The sequence below is a fragment of the Vibrio sp. B183 genome (assembly GCF_000740665.1).
In the GTDB taxonomy this organism is placed as follows: Bacteria; Pseudomonadota; Gammaproteobacteria; order Enterobacterales; family Vibrionaceae; genus Vibrio; species Vibrio coralliilyticus.
The window spans coordinates 58,074-78,682 of sequence record NZ_JPQB01000018.1 but is presented as its reverse complement, the minus strand read 5'-3'; the positions used below and the strand labels follow the sequence as shown (position 1 = coordinate 78,682).

At 46.4% G+C, this 20,609-nt stretch carries 13 protein-coding genes; 9 read left to right on the top strand and 4 right to left on the bottom strand.

Going from position 1 to position 20,609, the window contains the following annotated elements; genetic code table 11:
* Window positions 1-86: 86 nt before the first annotated feature.
* Window positions 87-1,274 (bottom strand): tyrosine--tRNA ligase, encoded by a 1,188-nt coding sequence (tyrS, locus tag IX95_RS19710; RefSeq protein WP_038163395.1) that lies wholly within the window; start codon window positions 1,272-1,274, stop codon window positions 87-89.
* A 128-nt stretch (window positions 1,275-1,402) separates the two neighbouring features.
* Here tyrS and IX95_RS19705 point away from each other — a divergent pair, with 128 nt between their 5' ends.
* The gene (locus IX95_RS19705) at window positions 1,403-2,689 is read left to right on the top strand and encodes a peptidoglycan DD-metalloendopeptidase family protein (protein ID WP_006958078.1); all 1,287 of its coding nucleotides are present in this window, start codon (window positions 1,403-1,405) and stop codon (window positions 2,687-2,689) included.
* A gap of 36 nt (window positions 2,690-2,725) precedes the next feature.
* Here IX95_RS19705 and IX95_RS19700 read toward each other — a convergent pair whose 3' ends face one another.
* The 3 genes from IX95_RS19700 to erpA all read right to left on the bottom strand — a co-directional run bounded on the left by IX95_RS19700 (window position 2,726) and on the right by erpA (window position 7,457).
* Window positions 2,726-5,839 carry an efflux RND transporter permease subunit gene (locus IX95_RS19700; protein WP_038163392.1) on the bottom strand — a complete coding sequence of 1,038 codons (3,114 nt, stop codon included), beginning with the start codon at window positions 5,837-5,839 and terminating at the stop codon, window positions 2,726-2,728.
* A 12-nt stretch (window positions 5,840-5,851) separates the two neighbouring features.
* Window positions 5,852-6,931, bottom strand: a complete 1,080-nt coding sequence (locus IX95_RS19695) for an efflux RND transporter periplasmic adaptor subunit (protein ID WP_038163388.1) — start codon at window positions 6,929-6,931, stop codon at window positions 5,852-5,854.
* A 184-nt stretch (window positions 6,932-7,115) separates the two neighbouring features.
* Window positions 7,116-7,457 (bottom strand): iron-sulfur cluster insertion protein ErpA, encoded by a 342-nt coding sequence (erpA, locus tag IX95_RS19690; RefSeq protein WP_019276906.1) that lies wholly within the window; start codon window positions 7,455-7,457, stop codon window positions 7,116-7,118.
* 255 nt (window positions 7,458-7,712) lie between these two features.
* On the opposite strand from erpA, the gene hemL reads away from it, so the two are divergent.
* From hemL to IX95_RS19650, 8 genes are all read left to right on the top strand, one after another.
* The gene (gene hemL, locus IX95_RS19685) at window positions 7,713-9,005 is read left to right on the top strand and encodes a glutamate-1-semialdehyde 2,1-aminomutase (RefSeq protein WP_038163386.1); all 1,293 of its coding nucleotides are present in this window, start codon (window positions 7,713-7,715) and stop codon (window positions 9,003-9,005) included.
* 264 nt (window positions 9,006-9,269) lie between these two features.
* A complete protein-coding gene (locus IX95_RS19680) occupies window positions 9,270-10,355 on the top strand; it encodes an AI-2E family transporter (protein ID WP_038163383.1) in 1,086 nt (361 codons plus the stop codon).
* Window positions 10,356-10,433: 78 nt separating this feature from the next.
* Window positions 10,434-11,456 carry a 16S rRNA (guanine(1207)-N(2))-methyltransferase RsmC gene (rsmC, locus tag IX95_RS19675; protein ID WP_038163562.1) on the top strand — a complete coding sequence of 341 codons (1,023 nt, stop codon included), beginning with the start codon at window positions 10,434-10,436 and terminating at the stop codon, window positions 11,454-11,456.
* Window positions 11,457-11,650: 194 nt separating this feature from the next.
* Window positions 11,651-15,037 (top strand): response regulator, encoded by a 3,387-nt coding sequence (locus IX95_RS19670; RefSeq protein ID WP_038163380.1) that lies wholly within the window; start codon window positions 11,651-11,653, stop codon window positions 15,035-15,037.
* A gap of 686 nt (window positions 15,038-15,723) precedes the next feature.
* A complete protein-coding gene (locus tag IX95_RS19665; RefSeq protein WP_006958092.1) occupies window positions 15,724-17,406 on the top strand; it encodes an ABC transporter substrate-binding protein in 1,683 nt (560 codons plus the stop codon).
* Between the two features lie 170 nt (window positions 17,407-17,576).
* Window positions 17,577-18,563 (top strand): ABC transporter permease, encoded by a 987-nt coding sequence (locus IX95_RS19660; protein WP_006958093.1) that lies wholly within the window; start codon window positions 17,577-17,579, stop codon window positions 18,561-18,563.
* Window positions 18,564-18,565: 2 nt separating this feature from the next.
* Entirely contained in the window at window positions 18,566-19,591 is a 1,026-nt protein-coding gene (locus IX95_RS19655; RefSeq protein WP_038163377.1) for an ABC transporter permease, read from the top strand.
* A gap of 2 nt (window positions 19,592-19,593) precedes the next feature.
* Window positions 19,594-20,577: an ABC transporter ATP-binding protein gene (locus IX95_RS19650; protein ID WP_019276910.1), complete on the top strand. Its 984-nt coding sequence runs from the start codon at window positions 19,594-19,596 to the stop codon at window positions 20,575-20,577.
* The last annotated feature ends 32 nt before the right edge of the window (window positions 20,578-20,609 follow it).

Below are 20,609 nucleotides of genomic sequence, written 5' to 3'. Positions count from 1 at the left end.
TGAAAAAATCTCTGATTACTCGCCAAATTTCTCGTATTAAAAAAGCGCCGTTAAGGCGCTTTTTATTATCGATGTTCAGCAGACGCTTACTTAATCGTAATACGAGCAAATTTACGTTTACCAACTTGGAATACGTACGTACCTGCTTGTGGTGCAAACTTAGAATCGGCGACTTTCTCGCTATCAATCTTCGCAGCACCCTGCTTTACCATACGCATCGCTTCAGAGGTCGACGCACATAGGCCAGCTTCTTTCAGAAGGTTGCTAACCGGAAGGCCTTCATCAAATTCAAACTCTGGCATTTCATCTGGAATTTGATTCTTAGCGAAACGATTCACGAACTCTTGCTCGGCAGCCTCTGCATCCGCTTCGCTATGGAAGCGAGCAATGATCTCTTTTGCCAGCAAGACTTTAATGTCACGTGGGTTCTTACCTTCAGCAATACTTGCTTTGAACTGTTCGATTTCTTCCAAAGGACGGAACGACAGCAGCTCGTAGTAACTCCACATCAAATCATCTGAGATTGACATGATCTTGCCAAACATTTCACTTGGCGCTTCACTGATACCGATGTAGTTGTTAGCAGACTTCGACATTTTCTTCTCGCCGTCCAGACCAACAAGAAGTGGCATCATTAGTACCGCCTGTGGCTTCTGACCATTGGCTTTTTGCAGCTCACGGCCCATCAGTAGGTTAAACTTCTGATCGGTACCACCTAGCTCAACGTCAGTTTCCATCGCGACGGAGTCCCAACCTTGCAGCAATGGGTACATAAACTCATGGATAGCGATTGGCTGACCGCCTGCGTAACGCTTTTTAAAGTCATCACGTTCAAGCATGCGAGCAACAGTTTGGTTCGCTGCAAGACGGATCATGCCTTCTGCGCCTAATTCAGATAGCCATTCCGAGTTGAACTGAATCTTAGTTTTCGCAGGATCAAGGATCTTAAACACCTGTTCCTTGTAAGTTTCAGCATTTCGAAGTACATCTTCACGGCTCAGTGGTGGACGAGTACTGTTCTTACCCGTTGGGTCACCGACCATAGCGGTAAAATCACCGATAAGGAACGTCACTTCATGGCCAAGCTCTTGGAACAAGCGTAGCTTATTGAAAATAACCGTGTGACCCAGGTGAATGTCTGGAGCGGTTGGATCGGCACCCAACTTAATACGTAGAGGACGATTCTCTTTCAGCTTTTCAATCAGCTCTTCTTCTGGAATTAGCTCTTCAACGCCGCGTTTAATCTCGGCCAGTGCAGCTTCAATGCTCGCCATTCTTGTTCACTCCCACAGATTTGGCAAAAATTTGGTAATTTCCCATCTTACTTGAATAGCGATGCTTTTTGAAACCAGTTAGACTAAACAGCTAGCTATTTTTACTGAATTTTTTAGAACGAACATAAATGTTGTCTATTTTCGCTCGACTTCCATGGATGCACCGAGCCTGTATCGCCTTGTTTAGTGCACTGATTGTCATCGCACTGTTTCTGCCATCACCTCAAGATCTCAGACCAGATGAGAAACTTTATGAGGTTGGTGAACATTACCCTATTGCTATCAATGCTGAGGCGTTGATCTCTTCTGATTCAGAAAACACGGCGGCGTCGCTGCGCTGGGAGAAACACACTATAGGTTCTGGTGACAGCATGGCTCTGCTTTTTCAACGCGCAGGTCTCTCCTCCCGTCTACTTTATGATCTGACCACGACCAGCAAGGAAATTAAACAGCAGCTCACGCGTGTCCGCCCTGGCGACTCATTTCAGTTCGGTTTCGACACCGATGATCAACTGGTTCAGATAAAACGTCAGCTCAATGCTTACGAAACCTTTTTAATTACCCGCTCTGAAACTGGTTTTACTTCGCAGCTAGACAAAAAAGAAGTCCATTACCAGTACAACTACGCAGAAGCAGACATCACATCTAATTTCTGGAACGCGGGGGTTGGCGCCGGCCTCACTGCCAATCAGATTATGGAATTGGCGGGGATTTTTGGTTGGGATATAGATTTCGCGCTCGACATCCGTAAAGGCGATCATTTTGAGATCCTGTATCAGGAACGAGTGGTAGAGGGAGAAGTGGTTGGACGTGGTAAGATTATCGCGGCAATTTTTACCAACCAAGGCGATACCTTCAAAGCGATTATCAATGACAAGAATGGCAACTACTACGATGAAAATGGTCGTGCAATGAAGAAAGCCTTCTTGCGTTCGCCACTGGATTTCCGCCGTGTCTCTTCGAACTTTAATCCTCGCCGTCGCCACCCAGTGACAGGAAAAGTACGTGCACACAGAGGAACAGACTATGCAGCCCCAGTAGGAACACCAATTTGGGCCGCTGGTGATGGTATCGTGCAAAAATCCAGCTACAACCAGTTCAACGGTAATTACGTGTTCATCAAACACAGCAATACCTACATCACCAAATACTTGCACTTAACCAAGCGAACGGTGAAAACTGGTCAGCGTGTCAAACAAGGCCAAACTATTGGTACTTTGGGCGGAACAGGACGAGTGACTGGCCCGCACCTGCATTATGAGTTCCTAGTCAATGGTGTTCACAAGAACCCAAGAACCGTTAAGCTTCCGCAATCTAAATCATTAACTGGTAAAGATAAAGCCACCTTTATCGCCAACGCCAAGTTAAGGCTCGAAAAACTCGATCGCTACGGTGAACTGCTCGCGACTCGTTAAATTGTTTTAAGAAAAAGCCCGCTACTGCGGGCTTTTTTAATCTTCTACAATAATATTCGCGTTTTCTTCGACCTTGTGCTGTCGACCCAGCATTAGCAAGCATGGCGTCAACACCAAAGTTAACACCGTTGCAAACGCCAGCCCACCAGCAACAGCGGTTGCCAATTGCGACCACCACTGGGTACTTGGAGCGCCGAACTCAACCTTCTGGTTAATTAAGTCGATGTTCATTTCCAGTACCATAGGCAGCAGGCCTAGGATTGTCGTCACAGTAGTCAACAGAACTGGACGTAAACGCTGCATCCCCGTCCTTAAAATCGCATCTCGCTTATCCATACCGCGCTTGAGAAGCTGATTGTAGGTATCGATCAAAACGATGTTGTTATTCACCACAATGCCCGCCAAAGCAATCACGCCAATCCCCGACATGATGACGCCAAATGGCTTTTGGAAAATCAACAAACCGACAAAAACGCCCACGGTAGAGAACAACACTGCACTGAGGATCAAAAACGCCTGATAGAAGCTATTAAACTGAGTGATCAAGATTAACGCCATCACCACTAAAGCGATCAAAAATGCCTTCTGTAAAAAAGCGGAGGAGTTTTCCTGTTCTTCATTCTGACCACGAATCTTAAACTCGACCCCATCTGGCAGGTTCAGATCGGCAAGTGCTTGTTCAACATTAGGCAGCTCCAGCGCTAAGTTGTAGCCTTCTTTCATGTCGGCAAAAATATTGATCACTCGATGCCCGTCTATACGCCGGATCGTGTCCTGCTTATGATCAGGAATAATGCTGGCAAAGTTGGTGATAGGAACCATACCTGCGGCGGTTTTGACTTTAAGCTGATCAAAACGGCCAATATCACGCTTATCTTCTGGGTAACGTACCAGAATATCGACCTCTTCAGTGGCATCATCTGGCAAGTAGTCCCCTAATTTAAGGCCATTGGTGACAAACTGAACCGTATTGCCCACCAATGTTGCGTCAGCGAGAAAACGAGAGGCATCATCACGACGAATGTCTATCTGCCAGTCGATACCTTCTTTGCTCGATGTATCACTAATATTGGTGAAAGCAGGGTACGCATCTGCCCAGTGACGAACCATTTTAGCCGCGCGATCTAGTTCTCCCGGAATACGCGTCGACATTTCAATAACCAGATCATGCTCCACAGGCGGTCCAGCATCTGGGAACTTGTACTCGATTTCTACCCCAGCATATTGGTCGGTCGTTTGCTTTAGTTCATCAATAATCGTTTTCACTTTACGCCGATACTGCCAATCCACGGGCGTGATCTGGATCTGTCCGATTTCATCGTCACCACCCGTTTTGGTATAAACGCTTTCAAACTCATCATGACCAAGCATGACAGACTCGATATCACGCATGATGACGTCTTTTTCGTTTATCGACAGATCGCCATAAGAACGTACTTTGACAGTAAAGAATGGTGGGTCTACCTCAGGGAAAAACTCTGCACCTAAGCCCGCTTTGGCGTAGGTGAAGCCGACTCCCACAGCAAGTAAAATCGCGCTTAACAGAATTTTTAGTGGATGGCGTAAAGCGATGTTAAGCGTTTCAAGATAGAGTTTGGTCAGCCCGGTGGCCTTGGAAAAGTCGCCATCGTGCAGAGCGACCATTTTCTCACGTTGTTGTTTGGTGACATGCTGCGGCTTACCAATCAAACCACCGAGTACAGGGACAAACAACAATGCCATCGCCAATGACGCTGCCAATGTAGCTATCAGGGTCAAAGGCAGGTATTTCATAAACTCGCCAGTAATATCTGGCCAAAATAATAACGGAGCAAATGCCGCTAAGGTTGTCGCGGTAGATGCGGTAATAGGCCATGCCATACGTTTAGCAGCATCCCGGTATGCGTCTCGACGCGGCGTTCCTTCTTGCATGCGGCGATCAGCAAACTCTGTGACAACAATCGCCCCATCCACCAGCATACCGACCGCCATGATCAACGAGAACAGCACCACGATATTGACTGTCAGGCCAAACACAGAAAGAACCAATAGCCCCGTGAGGAATGAGCCGGGGATAGAGATGCCCACCAATAATGCCGTTCGGACACCCAAGATAGCGATGATCACCACAACAACCAGAATGATCGCTGACAGAATATTGTTTTGTAGATCATTGAGCATCATTTTGACGTCTTTAGACTGATCCCAAGTGTATTTCACTTGCAAATTGTTCGGCCAGTCGGCGCGCTTTTGACCTTCCTCCATCACCTGCTTGATCAAAGCGACAGTCTCAATAATATTTTCACCCGCTCGCTTTTTTACATCCAAAACAATCGCAGATTTACCATCAAGACGTGCATAGCTTTCAGGGTCGCGAAACGCCCTGCGCACCGTTGCCACATCACCAAAAGTGATCACTTGTTTCCCGTCGACCTTAACTGGCAACTCAAGAACATCTTTCAACGAATCAAATACCGATGGGACTTTTACCGAGAAGCGGCCATAACCGGTGTCAACAAAGCCTGCCGCCACGACGCGGTTATTGAGGGCAATCAGATTATAGATATCCGCTTGGTCTAATCCGTAGCTTTCCATCAATAAAGGGTCAACAATGATCTCGACAATGTCTTCCCTATCACCAGCGATATCGACTTCTAAGATCTGACGGAAACTCTCCAGCTTATCTCGGAGTTGACGGGCTATTTGCACTATGGTGCGCTCGGGCACCGTACCATACAAAACCACCGTCAGCGCTGGCTCTTCGGAAGCGAACGTTACCTCATTGACCGTCGGCTCATCACTGTCTTCTGGTAATTTTGGCTTCGCTAAATCAACCGCTTCTCTCACATCCGCCATGGCTTTATTCAGATCCACACCGACACTGAATTCCAACTGCACGGAAGCATGTCCTTCAGAAGCGGTTGAGGTCATTTCCTTAACCCCTTCAATTGAACGCAACTCTTGCTCGATTGGGCGAACCAAGAGACGTTCAGCATCGGTAGGTGAAATCCCCTGATGCCCCACGGATACATAGATAATTGGAATGGTAATATCTGGGCTGGATTCTTTCGGTACCGTCAGATAAGTCATTACACCAGCTATCAGGACGAAGACCAATAGCACCAGCATGGTACGGGTACGGGATAAGGCTGCATCTATTAAGGCGTACATAATGACTCCTTACTATTGCTGCTCGACAGCGATCACTTGATCGCCGTCTCGCACAAAGCCTTGCCCGGTGGTGATAATACTGACCTGCTCACCCAACCCTGTTAGCCACACGCCGTCCTGCTCCGCTTTTACTAGCTGAATCGGAATAAAATGCACTCGTTTTTCAACAAGCGTTTTAACTCCTAAATTGCCAGATTCATCCAAGGCCAACATTGCTGGAGTCACTTTCACCGCCAGTTGCTGCTTAAGATTGAGCTCCACTTCGGCACTGATCCCTGCAGGAATTTTTTGCTGTGGATTAGGCAGAATAATTTCTATCGGAAAAGTATTGGTTGAAGCTGAAGAAATCCGAGAAATGTAACGAACCTTACCCTCGACTTTTTCGCCACCAATAAAACTGACTGACGCAGGCTGGTTTAGCGTGAGGTCTTGGATATGCCGCTCGCTCACATCGGCTTCAATCACTATCTGACTGAGGTCAATCAAACTAGCGACCGGATCACCAACGCCAACAAAATCACCGAGTTCGATATCTAAACTGTCGACAATGCCGCTAAATGGTGCCGTGACCGCTGTATTTCTCAGAGCAATCTTGGCATTGCTCACCATTGCTTTGGCTTCAACTAAGGCTGCCTGCGCATTACTGAAAGCCACCTCACCCTGTAATCCTTTATCTTTAAGTGACTGAGCCGCCTTGTATTCTTTCTCACGCACTTTAAGCATGGCCTTGGCACGCTCAAGCTGGATCTCCAAACCCCCTTTATCAATCAAAGCAATGACTTGTCCCTGCTTGACGCTATATCCTTTACGTACTTTTAACTCAACGATTTTTCCCGCGATCTCTGCGCCGAGCTTGGCCTGTTTTTCTGGTGCGGTTCTGCCGTATAAGTCGATGGATTTATGGGTACTTTGAGCAGTAAAAGTCTGAAAGGCCACTTTCGCCAATGGCACAACCTCTTGTTGATGCTCAGGCTGACCATCGTCCGCTTTAAGTGTGCCAAGGCCGAGCCAAATCGATAAAATGAGAATAATAACGAGTGAAACAATGTAGGGTCTGACCGCGAGAAAACGGAATAGTGAAAATCTGCCCATAACAATCCCTTGCTGAGTAAAAGCACCAACTCTTATAAGCTCAGGATATAAATTAACCAATAAAAAATAAAATACAGTTGGACAGTAATTTAGCCGAGGTCTCAGTTCTGACCTGGTTGCATAGATATTTGGCAGAAAAGAAAAAGCCGCGACTTAGCGCGGCTCTGCAAATTTGACTTTTAATTTAGACACTAAATGAAGCACCACAGCCACAAGTTGTTGTCGCATTAGGGTTATTTACGAAGAAACGTGAACCTTCCAAACCCTCGGTGTAATCCACCTGACCACCAACAAGATATTGTAGGCTCATTGGATCAACCACAAGCGTTACGCCACTGTTTACAATCGTCGTATCGCCGTCATTGACACTCTCATCGAATGTGAAGCCATACTGAAAGCCGCTACAGCCCCCACCCGTAATGTAAACACGCAACTTCAGGTTTGGATTTTCTTCTTCAGCGATTAGTGCGCCAACACGTTGTGCCGCTGCATCTGAAAATGTTAGTGGGATATTTAGTTCGCTCACGATGACCTCTCTCACTCATGTAAATCCAATCACTGTGCACAGTTTTGGATAAATCATCTTTCTATAATCGCTCCATTATCTAATACCTGAGTTATCCGTTCAAGTATTCACCACCTTTCGTGGATTTTTTTCATAAAAACTCCGCTTTCTTGATGGAAAACTGCCCATAATGTGGCGCAAAGCGTTTTCTTGAATAGGAATCGACAGGTACAATGCCAGCCAAATTGGTCCGAGCAATCAAAAGAGGATATATCCATGACCAAATCAGCAGAGCTTTACGAAAAAGCACAACAGACTATTCCTGGTGGCGTTAACTCTCCAGTACGTGCTTTCAACGGCGTTGGCGGTGCACCTATCTTTGTAGAACGCGCAGATGGCCCGTTGATTTTCGATGCTGATGGTAAAGCTTACATTGATTATGTTGGCTCTTGGGGCCCGATGATCCTTGGCCATAACCACGCAGTCATTCGCGAAGCGGTGATTGAAGCAGCGCAGCGTGGTCTAAGCTTTGGTGCACCAACTGAAATGGAAATCCAAATGGCTGAGCTGGTCTCTGAACTCGTGCCATCAATGGAACAAGTCAGAATGGTCAGCTCAGGTACAGAAGCTACTATGAGTGCCATTCGTCTCGCACGTGGTTTTACCAACAGAGACAAAATCATCAAGTTTGAAGGCTGCTACCACGGTCATGCAGACAGCTTGCTGGTAAAAGCAGGTTCCGGTGCACTTACGCTTGGTCAGCCGAGCTCTCCAGGTGTTCCTGCAGACTTTGCTAAGCACACGCTAACAGCCACGTTTAATGACTTGGATTCTGTTCGCGAGCTGTTTGCTGCCAATAAAGGCGAAATCGCTTGTATCATCGTTGAACCCGTCGCGGGCAATATGAACTGTATCCCACCAGTTGCTGGTTTCCACGAAGGCCTACGTCAAATCTGTGATGAAGAAGGCGCACTGCTGATCTTTGATGAAGTCATGACAGGTTTCCGTGTCGCTTTAGGCGGTGCTCAAGGTCATTACAATATCAAGCCAGATATCACGACACTAGGTAAAGTCATCGGTGGTGGTATGCCAGTGGGGGCCTTTGGCGGTCGTAAAGACGTGATGCAATACATCGCGCCAACAGGTCCGGTTTATCAGGCAGGTACGCTGTCTGGCAACCCAGTAGCGATGGCTGCAGGTTACGCTTGTTTAAGCCTATTAAAAGAAGAAGGTAACGAAAAACGCCTCGCTTCAAAAACCAAACAATTGGCTGATGACTTTAAATCTCTTGCTGAGCAACACGGTATTCCAATGGTCGTGAATCAAGTGGGTGGCATGTTTGGCTTCTTCTTTACGGAACAAGAAGAAATCACGTGTTACGAAGACGTCACTAAATGCGATATCGAACGCTTTAAACGCTTCTTCCACCTAATGCTAGAACATGGTGTTTACTTAGCACCTTCGGCATTTGAAGCGAGTTTCACTTCGCTAGCACACGGCAGTAAAGAAATTGAAGCGACATTAGAAGCGGCTGATCGCTGCTTTGCAATTCTAGCCAAAGAAGCATAATTCATCGTTGTAATAAATAACAAAAGGCTGCGCATGCAGCCTTTTTTATTGCCAGTTAAATACGACTAAAACGACCAGCAGAACAAGAATCAGTGAAAACCAAGGAATTTTCCGCTTAGGTTTCGCGCTTCCACAACAGGACTTATCATCATTGCAGCATCCCATAGTTTTTTCCCTCCGCTGATAACATTTTGATTTTGCGTTGAAGACTCAGTAATTTACAGCCATTATACTTCTATCACGATGAATAATTGGACAACAAACGTGTCAGAAAAACTCAAAATAACTTCCAGCCATTGGGTATTGATTGTTGCGCTACTTGCTGCTGGCTTTGCCTGCTTTTTATTAGTTGAGCCTTACATAAACTCAATTGTGATGGCGTTTATCATTTCTCTGCTGATGTTTCCTATCCATGAGTGGATCGAAAACCGAATGCCGAATCATAGAAACATCGCGTCGTTGCTGTCTTGTACCTTACTCACCGTCATCATAGTGCTGCCTCTTCTTTTTGTTTTCGCCGCCATTGTCCAACAAGGTTCAGCATTCTCACAAAACGTCTACCAGTGGGTGACCCACGGTGGCATCCAAGCCCTGTTCGAACATCCATGGGTAGTAAAAGGTTTGTCTATCATTAATACCTACTTACCTTTTGATGAGATTCAACCTCAGGAAATCGGTCAGAAAGTGGCTCAGTTCGCCACCTCATTTGGCTCGAACTTAGTCGGTATCAGTGCAAAAATTCTTGGCGATGCGACGAACTTCCTACTCAACTTCTTCCTGATGTTGTTTGTTTTGTTCTTCTTACTCCGTGACCACGACAAAATCATTGCCGAGATTCGTCATATCCTGCCACTGTCTCGCAGCCAAGAAGACAAATTGCTGGATGAAGTTGAGCAAGTGTCCAAATCTGCCGTAATGGGCTCATTTCTAACCGCAATCGCGCAAGGTCTTGCTGGCGGTATCGGTATGTGGCTCGCTGGTTTCCCTGGGCTGTTCTGGGGTACGATGATGGGCTTTGCCTCCTTTATTCCTGTAGTCGGCACCGCATTGATTTGGATACCTGCGGCGGCCTACCTGTTCTTGACTGGATATACAACTTGGGCGATTTTCCTTACTATTTGGAGTGTCGCTGTCGTTGGTTCAATTGATAACCTGCTCAGACCATTGTTAATGCAAGGCAGCGCAGGAATGAACACTCTGATGATCTTCTTCTCTCTATTAGGCGGTCTTCACTTATTTGGCTTGATTGGATTGATCTACGGCCCTTTGATCTTCGCCATTACCATGGTGCTGTTTAATATTTATGAAGAAGAATTTCAGGATTTCCTCGATGAACAAGATCAAAACTAAGATCTAGGAAGCAGGAAAACTTCAAGAATGCGGAGGATTATGCGAAAATCCCCCGTCTTTTTTCAGCCAGAGTCCATTATGTCTGCCTATATTGCACCGAGCCAAATTGCACAACGACAACTCGCCTACTTTAAAGGTAAACATGTTCTTGTTGCTGGGGAGTCAGAAGACCTGTTCCCAGTAGAGCTCAGCAAACACTGTGAATCTGTCACCGTGTTTACCACCAACTATGGTTACTACCGTCAATTAGAGTCTACCCCCCAAGTAACAACTGTGTTTGGCGCTGAGTTTACTGACCAGACTCAAGCCGACATGATCCTACTGTACTGGCCAAAAGCAAAAGCCGAAGCCGAGTTTTTGCTGGCTATGTTGTTGGCTAAACTAGGCCCAGAGACTGAAGTTGTCGTTGTCGGTGAAAATCGCTCAGGTGTAAAAAGCATTGAAAAGATGTTTAAACCCTACGGGCCAATCAATAAGTTCGACTCCGCAAGACGTTGTTCTTTTTACTGGGGGCAATGTCTTGAGCAACCTGCAGACTTTAATCTTAATGATTGGTTTAAACACTATCAGGTCAGCTACCAAGGGCATGAACTGACGATCAAAAGCTTACCTGGGGTATTCAGTCATGGTCAGTTCGATATTGGTAGCCAATTGCTGTTAGATACCCTGCCCGCGCTGTCAGGGAAAGTATTAGATTTTGGCTGTGGGGCTGGAGTGATTGGTTCTGTCATGGCAACGCTCAATGCTGAGATTGAACTCGAAATGTGCGATATCAGTGCACTGGCGGTCGAATCCAGCAAAGCAACCTTAGCAGCCAACGGTCTAAAAGGACGAGTATTTGCTTCAGACATTTATTCTGATACCAGCCAAGACTATCAATTTATTATCAGTAACCCACCTTTTCATGCGGGTTTGGATACCAGCTACAGTGCGACCGAAACTTTGTTAGCCGAAGCACCAAAACACCAAAGCTCGGGTGGTCAGCTACTTATCGTTGCCAATAGCTTTCTCAAGTATCCACCTATTATTCAGCAAGCATTTGGTAATTGTGAGACGCTAAATAAGACCAATAAGTTCGCAATATACTACGCAAAAAAATAGTCATTCAGCCCAATATAGCGCTTCATATCGGGCTCTGCTTCTCTCCTTCAGCAAAAATTGCGCATTCATCCACGCTTTAACTCAGACTTACTTGTCAAAGTAAAAAAACTCGTTAATTTTGTCATTCTAGGATAGTCACGTTTTTTACTGGGCATGTTATTGCCTGCCCTCATTACGGAAAGTCTAGTTAGCTCATGTTTAAGTTGTACCGAAAACAAAGATTTAAGCGCCTGCAACACACTTTAATGCTGGCATTTCTTGTATTGAGTATTACGCCACTCACGATCATCGCGATCTTTTTCCTCCAGTCTCATACCAAAGATTTACAGGAGCAAAGTACTTCACACTTAATGTCCGTACGAGACAGTAAACAGCAACAAGTCACTGACTACATGTACGCCAAAGAATCGGAAGTGATGGGCTTTGTTCGCTCTGAACTGGCTTATGCCAGTGGCGGGCGTTTCTACGGCTTAGTCAATGCGTTTCGCAGCTTAGGACTGGATATGGCTCAGGCGCGCGAGTACGCTCAGCGGCGTTACATTCCTGGCTCAGGCGATCAGATCAAAACCTCAATACTGCCTCAGTCCAATGTTTATACCGGTACGGAGCGATATCGACTGCTGCATAAACGCTATCACAGAGCCTATCTAGAACTGCTCAAACGCTCAGACTTTGACGACGCTTTGCTGGTTGATTTAGAAGGTAACGTCACCTACTCCATCTTTAAACACGACAACTACGGCACCAATCTGCTGACTGGCCGCTTTCGTGATACCAATCTAGGCAGAACCTTCCACAAGCTGAAAACTCAGGTTACTGAAAAGCGTAAATCCAATGAAGATTACACACCGGTGATCATTTCAGACTTTGAGATGGACAGAGGTAAACCTGTCGCTTGGCTCGGTGCTCCCATCGTTCAGCAAGGTTATCTTCACAGCTATGCCATGTTCCGTTTACCAAATAATGGCATCACTAAGCTAATAGCAGATACCAACAACGCTTCAGCAATGAAAACCTTGCTGGTCGGCGCTGACCATAAATCAAGAACCATGGCTTATGAGCAAAAAGACATCGATAAGAGCCGCGAAGTTGTTGATTTAGCATTGGAAGGAAAAACCGATGTTGGAACATACACAAACACGCTAGGAGAGGCGACCATCGCGGCTTACAGTCCGATTTCGTTTAAAGGTGTCGACTGGGCCATTGTGGTAGAAGTGCCAGAAAAAGAAGCTTTTGCACGCGTCCACCAACTCGAAACTCTGTTCGTATTTGCCATGCTATGTGCAATTGTACTGGTGGTTGCCGCGTCCCATTACTTGTCTAATTTTATTACCGCGCCTTTGTTGAAGCTGACGTGGGCGGCAGAAAAAGTCTCGGCTGGCGATCTCGATACAGACATCATCAATACAGAGCGAAAAGATGAGATAGGCCGACTGGCCATCAGCTTTGAGCGCATGCAACGCTCCATTCGCGACAAAATACTGCTCATAAAACAGCAAAATGAAGAGCTGGAAAGCAACCTAAAGCTGATCCAAAAGCAAAATGACGAGCTGCAATTGGCGAACAAACTCAAAGATGAGTTCCTCGCCACCACCTCTCATGAATTGCGAACTCCACTCCATGGCATGGTAGGTATCGCAGAAGCGCTAATCTCCGGCGCCAATGGGCCAATTACCGCGGATCACAAGTACCAGCTCGATATCATCATCAGTAGCGGCCAACGCTTGGCCACCTTGGTTGATGACCTGCTTGATTACCACAAAATGCGTTACGGTAATCTCGATATCGAAACCCGAGCAGTGGACATCTCCGGTGCAACACGCTTGGTGCTCGAACTGTCGACTCACTTAGTGGGTAACAAACCCATTCGCATCATTAATCAGGTTCCTAACGATCCGCTATGGGTATGCGCCGACCCTCAACGCTTAGAGCAAGTGCTATACAACCTCGTTGGTAACGCCATCAAATACACCAGTGAAGGCAAAATCGTTATTTCCGCCACACAGGTCGATGATAACATCCGCGTTCAGGTGGTAGATACTGGTCAGGGGATCCCTGCTGAGCAGCTTGAACACATTTTTGAACCCTTGATTCAGGCTGGCAGTGATAGTAGCCGTTATCGCCAAGGAGCCGGCCTTGGTCTATCTATCAGCCGTCAGTTGATTGATTTGATGCAAGGCACGCTCTACGTCAGCAGCCAACCTATGGTTGGTACGACCTTTAGTTTCACTTTGCCAATCGCCTCAACCGAGCAGATAGGCCTCGCAAGCCATATCGAAGGCGCGCATTTCATTGCTCCTGAAAACAGTGACCTAGAAATAATCGAAGGCTCAAATTTACCGGAAAATCCTGACGGGCCATTGCTGTTAGTGGTCGATGATGAACCGGTCAATCTGCGTGTCTTAGACAGCTTCCTTCGCCTCGAAGGCTACCGAGTACGCACCGCGAAAAATGGCGAAGAAGCCGTTGAATCCGTTGTTCATGAAAAACCAGAACTGATGCTACTCGATATCATGATGCCGGGAATGAGTGGCTATCAGGTGTGTGAAGTGTTGCGTAAAGACTATGATCATGCTCAGCTCCCCGTCATCATGCTCACAGCATTGAATCAGCCCGATGACAGAGTTCGAGGTTTCGAAGCCGGAGCCAATGACTACTTATCAAAACCTTTTAACAAACAAGAGCTCGCCGCACGGATTACAGCACATTTGACCGCGAGCAAAGCTGAACAGCGTCGGATTGAAAACCAGCAACTACAAACTGAGCTTAAGCAGCGCGCCATGGTTGAAGCTAGTTTACTGGAAACTCAGGGGCGTTTATTGGAACAATTGGAATCCGCACCAGAAGCGATTATCTGCGTACGTGACGACAATAAAATCCGCTTCACCAATGATGCTGCGTCTCGCCTATTTAAACGCACCACAGAACAATTACGCCGCTCCAATGCAGATGAGTTGATTGCACCAAAATTCCTTAACGTCGAACAACCGCACTACTGTGGCGTCATTGATGTTTATGTCGAAGATGTCCGCCAGCACTTGTCCGCAGACATTCTCAAACTTCCAGAAGGCTCTGGACTCAAATCCATGTACATCTTTAACGTGGGGGGCAGTGTCAATGCCGCGCGGATCAATAACCTAGAAACCGCGGTTGAAGCCCTTTCCAGCTACGCGTTTGAAGGGGATAAGGCCAAACTGCAAGAGTTAAAAGAGTTAGGTGGAGAGTTTACGCGGTTAGCCGATCGGGCTACCACTGACAGCAAATCCAAGCAAGAAGTCATGCGTGAAGTCTTAGTCGATGCAATGACAAGTGCGCTAACTTATTGGGAAAGCGTTACTGGTCAAAGCAAGTTTGCTTTCGCAGAGCAAAGCGGGTTATGGCGTGTGTACCTCGACCGTAGCACCTTACAGACTCGGACTCTGGACAAATACCTGCGAGTCGAAACGTTACCAAAAACACCGCGCTGGCGAACGGTACTGAGTTCTCTTGAGTACATCCTTGAACACTGTAAAGAAATGAGCCCAGAGCGCACTCATATTGAGAGCCTTCGCGATAAGCTGCAACATCTCCTAACCAGCTAAGTAGCCCCCATATTCCATATAAACCCGCTTTAAGCGGGTTTTATTTTGTCTCTCGCTACCTTTCTATAAATGGCTCTGTCCCATCAATAGCCCGCTGCACTTTTTAGCCTTATAAAGTTTTTACACAATAGAAAACAACCTGATTTAGGCTCCGCTAAGACACGCTAATTACATCGGGAGAGCCACTTAAAAACCGCCTATTTAGCGTTATCTAGAAGAAAAGAACTCAGTTTGCGAACACAATCACAACAAGACGGCAGAATTAATTTTCCGCAAGAAAATAACCTTGATAAAGACTAGTGATAATGATCTCATATAGCTATCAGTTTCTACATACCACTAATATAAATGAGCAGAAAGGTAAGTAAACACTAACAAACAATAAGTCATAGCTATGGTAGTGCGAGTGAGTTCAAATTTAGGAATAGCTCGATTGTTGATTAAAAAAGGGGCCAATTAACGTTATTGACGTCAATAAGGTACTTTTTAACGTTTTTGACGAGATAGGCAATTGCCAAATTTAACGTAAAGGTGTTTTCTTAACTTGCCTAAGGCCTACAGGCCACTCAATTTCCCTGCTCCTCCGGCATGGTGAAATAATACTTGAGGTAGGTTTTAGGGAGTGTCCATCAGTTGATGACATTCAATTCCATAAGTGAAATGAAAGCAAATAGTAAGGAACAGCTATGCTTGCCAACATTAAAAGAACAACACTAGCAACAGCAATTATTGCTGCAGCGACAACAGGATTTACTTCTGTCGCTACCGCCGCTGAACGCAGTGAACTAACAGTACACCCTAAAGAATTCACCACTTTTGTACGTAACTTTAACCCGTATTTAGGTGCCACTAACCTTCACACAACAACAGACTTCTTATACGAGCCTCTTGTTGTGTTTAATGAAATGCATGGTAACACTCCTGTATTCCGTTTGGCTGAAAGCTTCAAGATGTCTGATGACCTAATGAGCGTTACTTTCGATATTCGTAAAGGCGTGAAATGGTCAGATGGCGAAACCTTTGATGCTAATGACGTTGTTTACTCTTTTAACCTAGTAAAAGAGAAGCCAGAACTAGACCAAAGTGGTATCAACTCTTGGGTGGCTGGTGTTGAAAAACTGAACGACTACCAAGTCAAATTCCGCCTAACGGAAGCGAACTCTAACGTTCCTTACGAAATTGCTAAGGTGCCAGTTGTTCCTGAGCATATTTGGAAGGATGTTAAAAACCCAGCGACCTTCACTAACGAAAACCCTGTAGGTTCCGGCCCGTTCACTGAAATCGATACCTTTACAGCGCAACTGTACATTCAGTGTCGTAACCCGAACTACTGGGATGCAGACAACTTAGAAGTAGATTGTCTTCGTGTGCCTCAAATCGCGAACAACGATCAGTTCCTAGGTAAAGTGGTTAACGGCGAAATGGATTGGACGTCATCTTTCATTCCAGATATTGACCGTACATATGCAGCTTCAAGCCCTAGCCACCAATACTGGTATCCGCCAGCGGGTACTCAGGCATTCGTCATCAACTTCAAGAACCCAGATGCCGCTAAGCATGAAGCATTGAACAATGTTGATTTCCGTCGCGCGTTCTCTATGGCACTGGATCGTCAGACCATCATTGATATTGCTTACTACGGTGGCGGTACAGTGAACGACTTTGCTTCAGGTCTTGGCTACGCATTTGAAGCTTGGTCTGACGAAGATGTTCACAACAAGTACAAAGCGTACAACACCTACAATGTTGAAGGTGCAAAAGAGCTGCTAAACAAAGCGGGCTTCAAAGATGTCAATAAAGATGGCTTCGTAGACACGCCATCAGGTAAATCATTTGAGCTTCTGATTCAATCACCAAACGGTTGGACAGACTTCAACAACACTGTTCAGCTAGCGGTAGAACAGCTCGCTGAAGTGGGCATCAAAGCCAAAGCTCGTACACCAGATTTCTCTGTGTATAACCAAGCAATGCTGGAAGGTAGCTACGACGTCTCGTACACCAACTACTTCCATGGTGCGGATCCATACACGTACTGGAACAGTGCTTATAACTCAGCATTGCAATCTGGTGATGGCATGCCTCGCTTTGCCATGCACTTCTACAAAAATGACCAGCTAGATGGCCTACTTAACAGCTTCTACAAAACAGCTGATAAAAACGAGCAGCTAGAAATTGCTCACGGCATCCAGCAAATCATTGCCGCAGATCAAGTGACTGTACCTGTGATGTCTGGTGCTTACATGTATCAATACAACACAACTCGCTTCACTGGTTGGTGGAATGAAGAAAATCCGAAGGGCCGTCCAAACATTTGGGCTGGTATCCCTGAGCGTCTACTTCACGTTCTGGACCTAAAACCAGTTAAGTAAGCGTTCTATCTATGCGGCGTACATTCCGTGCGCCGCCTTATCCCCAAAAGCTTTGACCTATTAAAGTGTGGCGCCAGTCGTCAGGGGATTGTTCGCTCTCAATTTTGACTTTCGCTAGGAGCGACCTGAAACCAGAAACAGGGAAAATCTGGGTGAGTAAGGTGTAAGTTATGGGTTATTTTTTAAGACGTTTGTCATTTTACTTTGTCGCACTTTTAGTTGCCGCGACACTTAATTTTATTATTCCGCGTGCAATGCCGGGTGATCCGGTCACCATGATGTTTGCTAACGCATCTGTCCAGGTGACGCCTGAGCGCATTGCCGCCATGAAAGAACTACTGGGCTTTGTCGATGGTGGACTCTTTGTCCAGTACATCGCCTACATGAAGAATATACTCAGTTGGGAACTGGGCACCTCAATCCAGTTTTACCCACTCGCTGTTAATGACTTGCTAGGCAGTGCCTTTGGTTGGTCACTGTTCCTTGCGGGTACAGCGGTCATCCTATCTTTCTCGATCGGCTCTATTCTGGGTATCTACGCAGCTTGGAAGCGCGGTAGCAAATACGACGCATTCATCACACCGGGCATGCTCATCATTCAAGCCGTACCACAAGTCGTCATTGCCATGATTGCGATGTTTATTTTCGCGATTGGCTTGAAGTGGTTCCCGACTGGCTACGCTTATACAGCAGGCACATCTCCAGATTGGACGAGCTGGGCATTCATTAAAGATGTGGCTTACCACGCTGTCCTCCCTCTTTTCTGTGCGTCTGTAGTCCAAATCGGCGGTTTCCTTGTCAACATGCGTAACAACATGATCAACCTACTTGCAGAAGACTACATCACAATGGCCAAAGGTAAGGGCTTAAGTGAAAACCGTGTAGTCTTCAATTACGCAGCACGAAATGCCTTACTACCTAGTGTAACCGCCTTATCCATGGCGCTAGGTATGGCGATTGGTGGTCAGTTGATCATCGAAATCATCTTCAACTACCCAGGTTTAGGTTCAGTGCTTTTCAATGCGATTAAAGCTCGTGACTATCAAGTTCTTCAGGGCCAGCTACTGATCATGACGCTATTCATGCTGTTCTTTAACTTATTGGCTGACATGCTTTATGTCGTTCTTGACCCTCGCCTACGTAAGGGAGGCAAATAATCATGAAGGGATTCATCAAACTCATCATAGGTAACCCAATCGCTTTGATTGGTAGCATCATCATCGGCATCTTCTTGTTTATTGCACTTGCAGCACCTCTGCTCAGTAAACACGCACCGGACAAGCGTACAGGTAACCCACACGAGTACCCAGCGTTCATTGTGAAATCAGCACAAGCTAACCCAGACGGTTGGGTGGCAGAAAACCTGGCGACAGACCGCCGCACGCTGTTGATGTCGAAAAAAGCCGATCACACACTTGGCACCACCCGCATGGGACGCGATGTCTGGTCACAATTTGTCCATGGTGCTCGAGTATCACTTGCCGTAGGTTTTGGTGCCGGTATTACCGTGTGTTTCCTTGCGACTGTGATCGGTATTTCCGCAGGTTACTTCGGTGGCCGTGTCGATGACTTTTTAACTGCAGCTATGAATATCATGCTGGTCATTCCACAGTACCCTTTACTATTCGTACTAGCCGCTTTCATTGGCGAAGCTGGGCCATTAACCATCGCGCTGATCATTGGCCTGACTGCATGGGCCTGGGGCGCTCGGGTAATTCGCTCACAAACTTTAGCTCTACGTGAGAAAGAGTTCGTTAAAGCCGCAGAAGTACTCGGCGAATCGTCTTGGCGCATCATCTTTGTCGAAATCCTACCTAACCTAATCCCAATTGTGGGTGCAAGTTTCATTGGCTCAGTAATGTACGCCATCATGATGGAAGCAACGATTTCCTTCCTAGGACTAGGTGATCCTAACACCGTCAGCTGGGGCATCATGCTCTATAACGTTCAGACCTCCTCCTCAATGCTAATTGGCGCTTGGTGGGAACTGTTTGCACCATGTGCGGCACTTATCCTACTCGTTACTGGATTGGCATTACTTAACTTCGCTGTAGATGAAATTGCTAACCCACAGTTGCGCTCGCACAAAGGGATGAAGCGTTGGAAAAAGCTAGCTCAGCAAGACAAAAAAGAACGTGAGCCAGAACTGGCACCACAAAATGCACTTTGGAGCGGAGATAAATAATCATGACAGCACCACTCATTTCTATCCGTAACTTATGTGTTGACTACATCACAGCTGCAGGCGACGTTCGCGCCTGCAACAATGTCAGCTTTGATATCGCTCCGGGAGAAGTCTTTGGCTTAGCGGGCGAATCAGGCTGCGGAAAATCAACGGTCGCGTTCTCGTTAATGCGACTGCACAAGCCGCCAGCATTTATTACCGGTGGCGAAGTCATCTTCAATGGCGAGAACATCCTCAATTACAGCGATGAAAGAATGCAAGCTTTTCGCTGGAGTGAGATGTCAATGGTATTTCAGAGTGCGATGAATGCGCTGAACCCAGTGTTGCCAATGGAAGAGCAATTTTGCGACGTGATTATGCGTCATACCAACATGACGCGTGAGCAAGCACGCAAACGCGCAGAAGGGTTACTGGAGATCGTAGACATTCATCCGAGCCGTTTGACTGACTACCCTCACCAGTTCTCTGGCGGTATGCGCCAGCGCTTGGTCATCGCCATTGCCCTCGCACTGAATCCTAAAATGATCATTATGGACGAGCCAACCACTGCTTTAGATGTTGTGGTACAACGCGAGATTCTTCAGAAGATCTACGCTCTGAAAGAAGAATTTGGTTTCTCTATTTTGTTCATTACCCATGATCTTTCACTGATGGTCGAATTCTCAGATCGCATCGGCATTATGTACTCCGGTGAGTTGATCGAAGTGGCGCCATCGAAGCAAATTTTAGAAAGCCCTTACCACCCGTACACCAAAGGGCTGGGAAGCTCTTTCCCTCCACTCACTGGTCCAAAAACGAAGTTGACTGGTATCCCTGGCAACCCACTCAACCTGCTGGAAATTCCACAAGGTTGTCGATTCCAAGCACGATGCGATCGTGTCCACGAAGCCTGTACCAAGATACCAACTCAACTGAAACAAATAGAGCCAAGTCGTTTCTCAAACTGCCACCTATATGGTGAGCCAATAGCCCAAGCCAAACTCTAGCGCTGGAAGACAAAAACATAACGATTACTGGA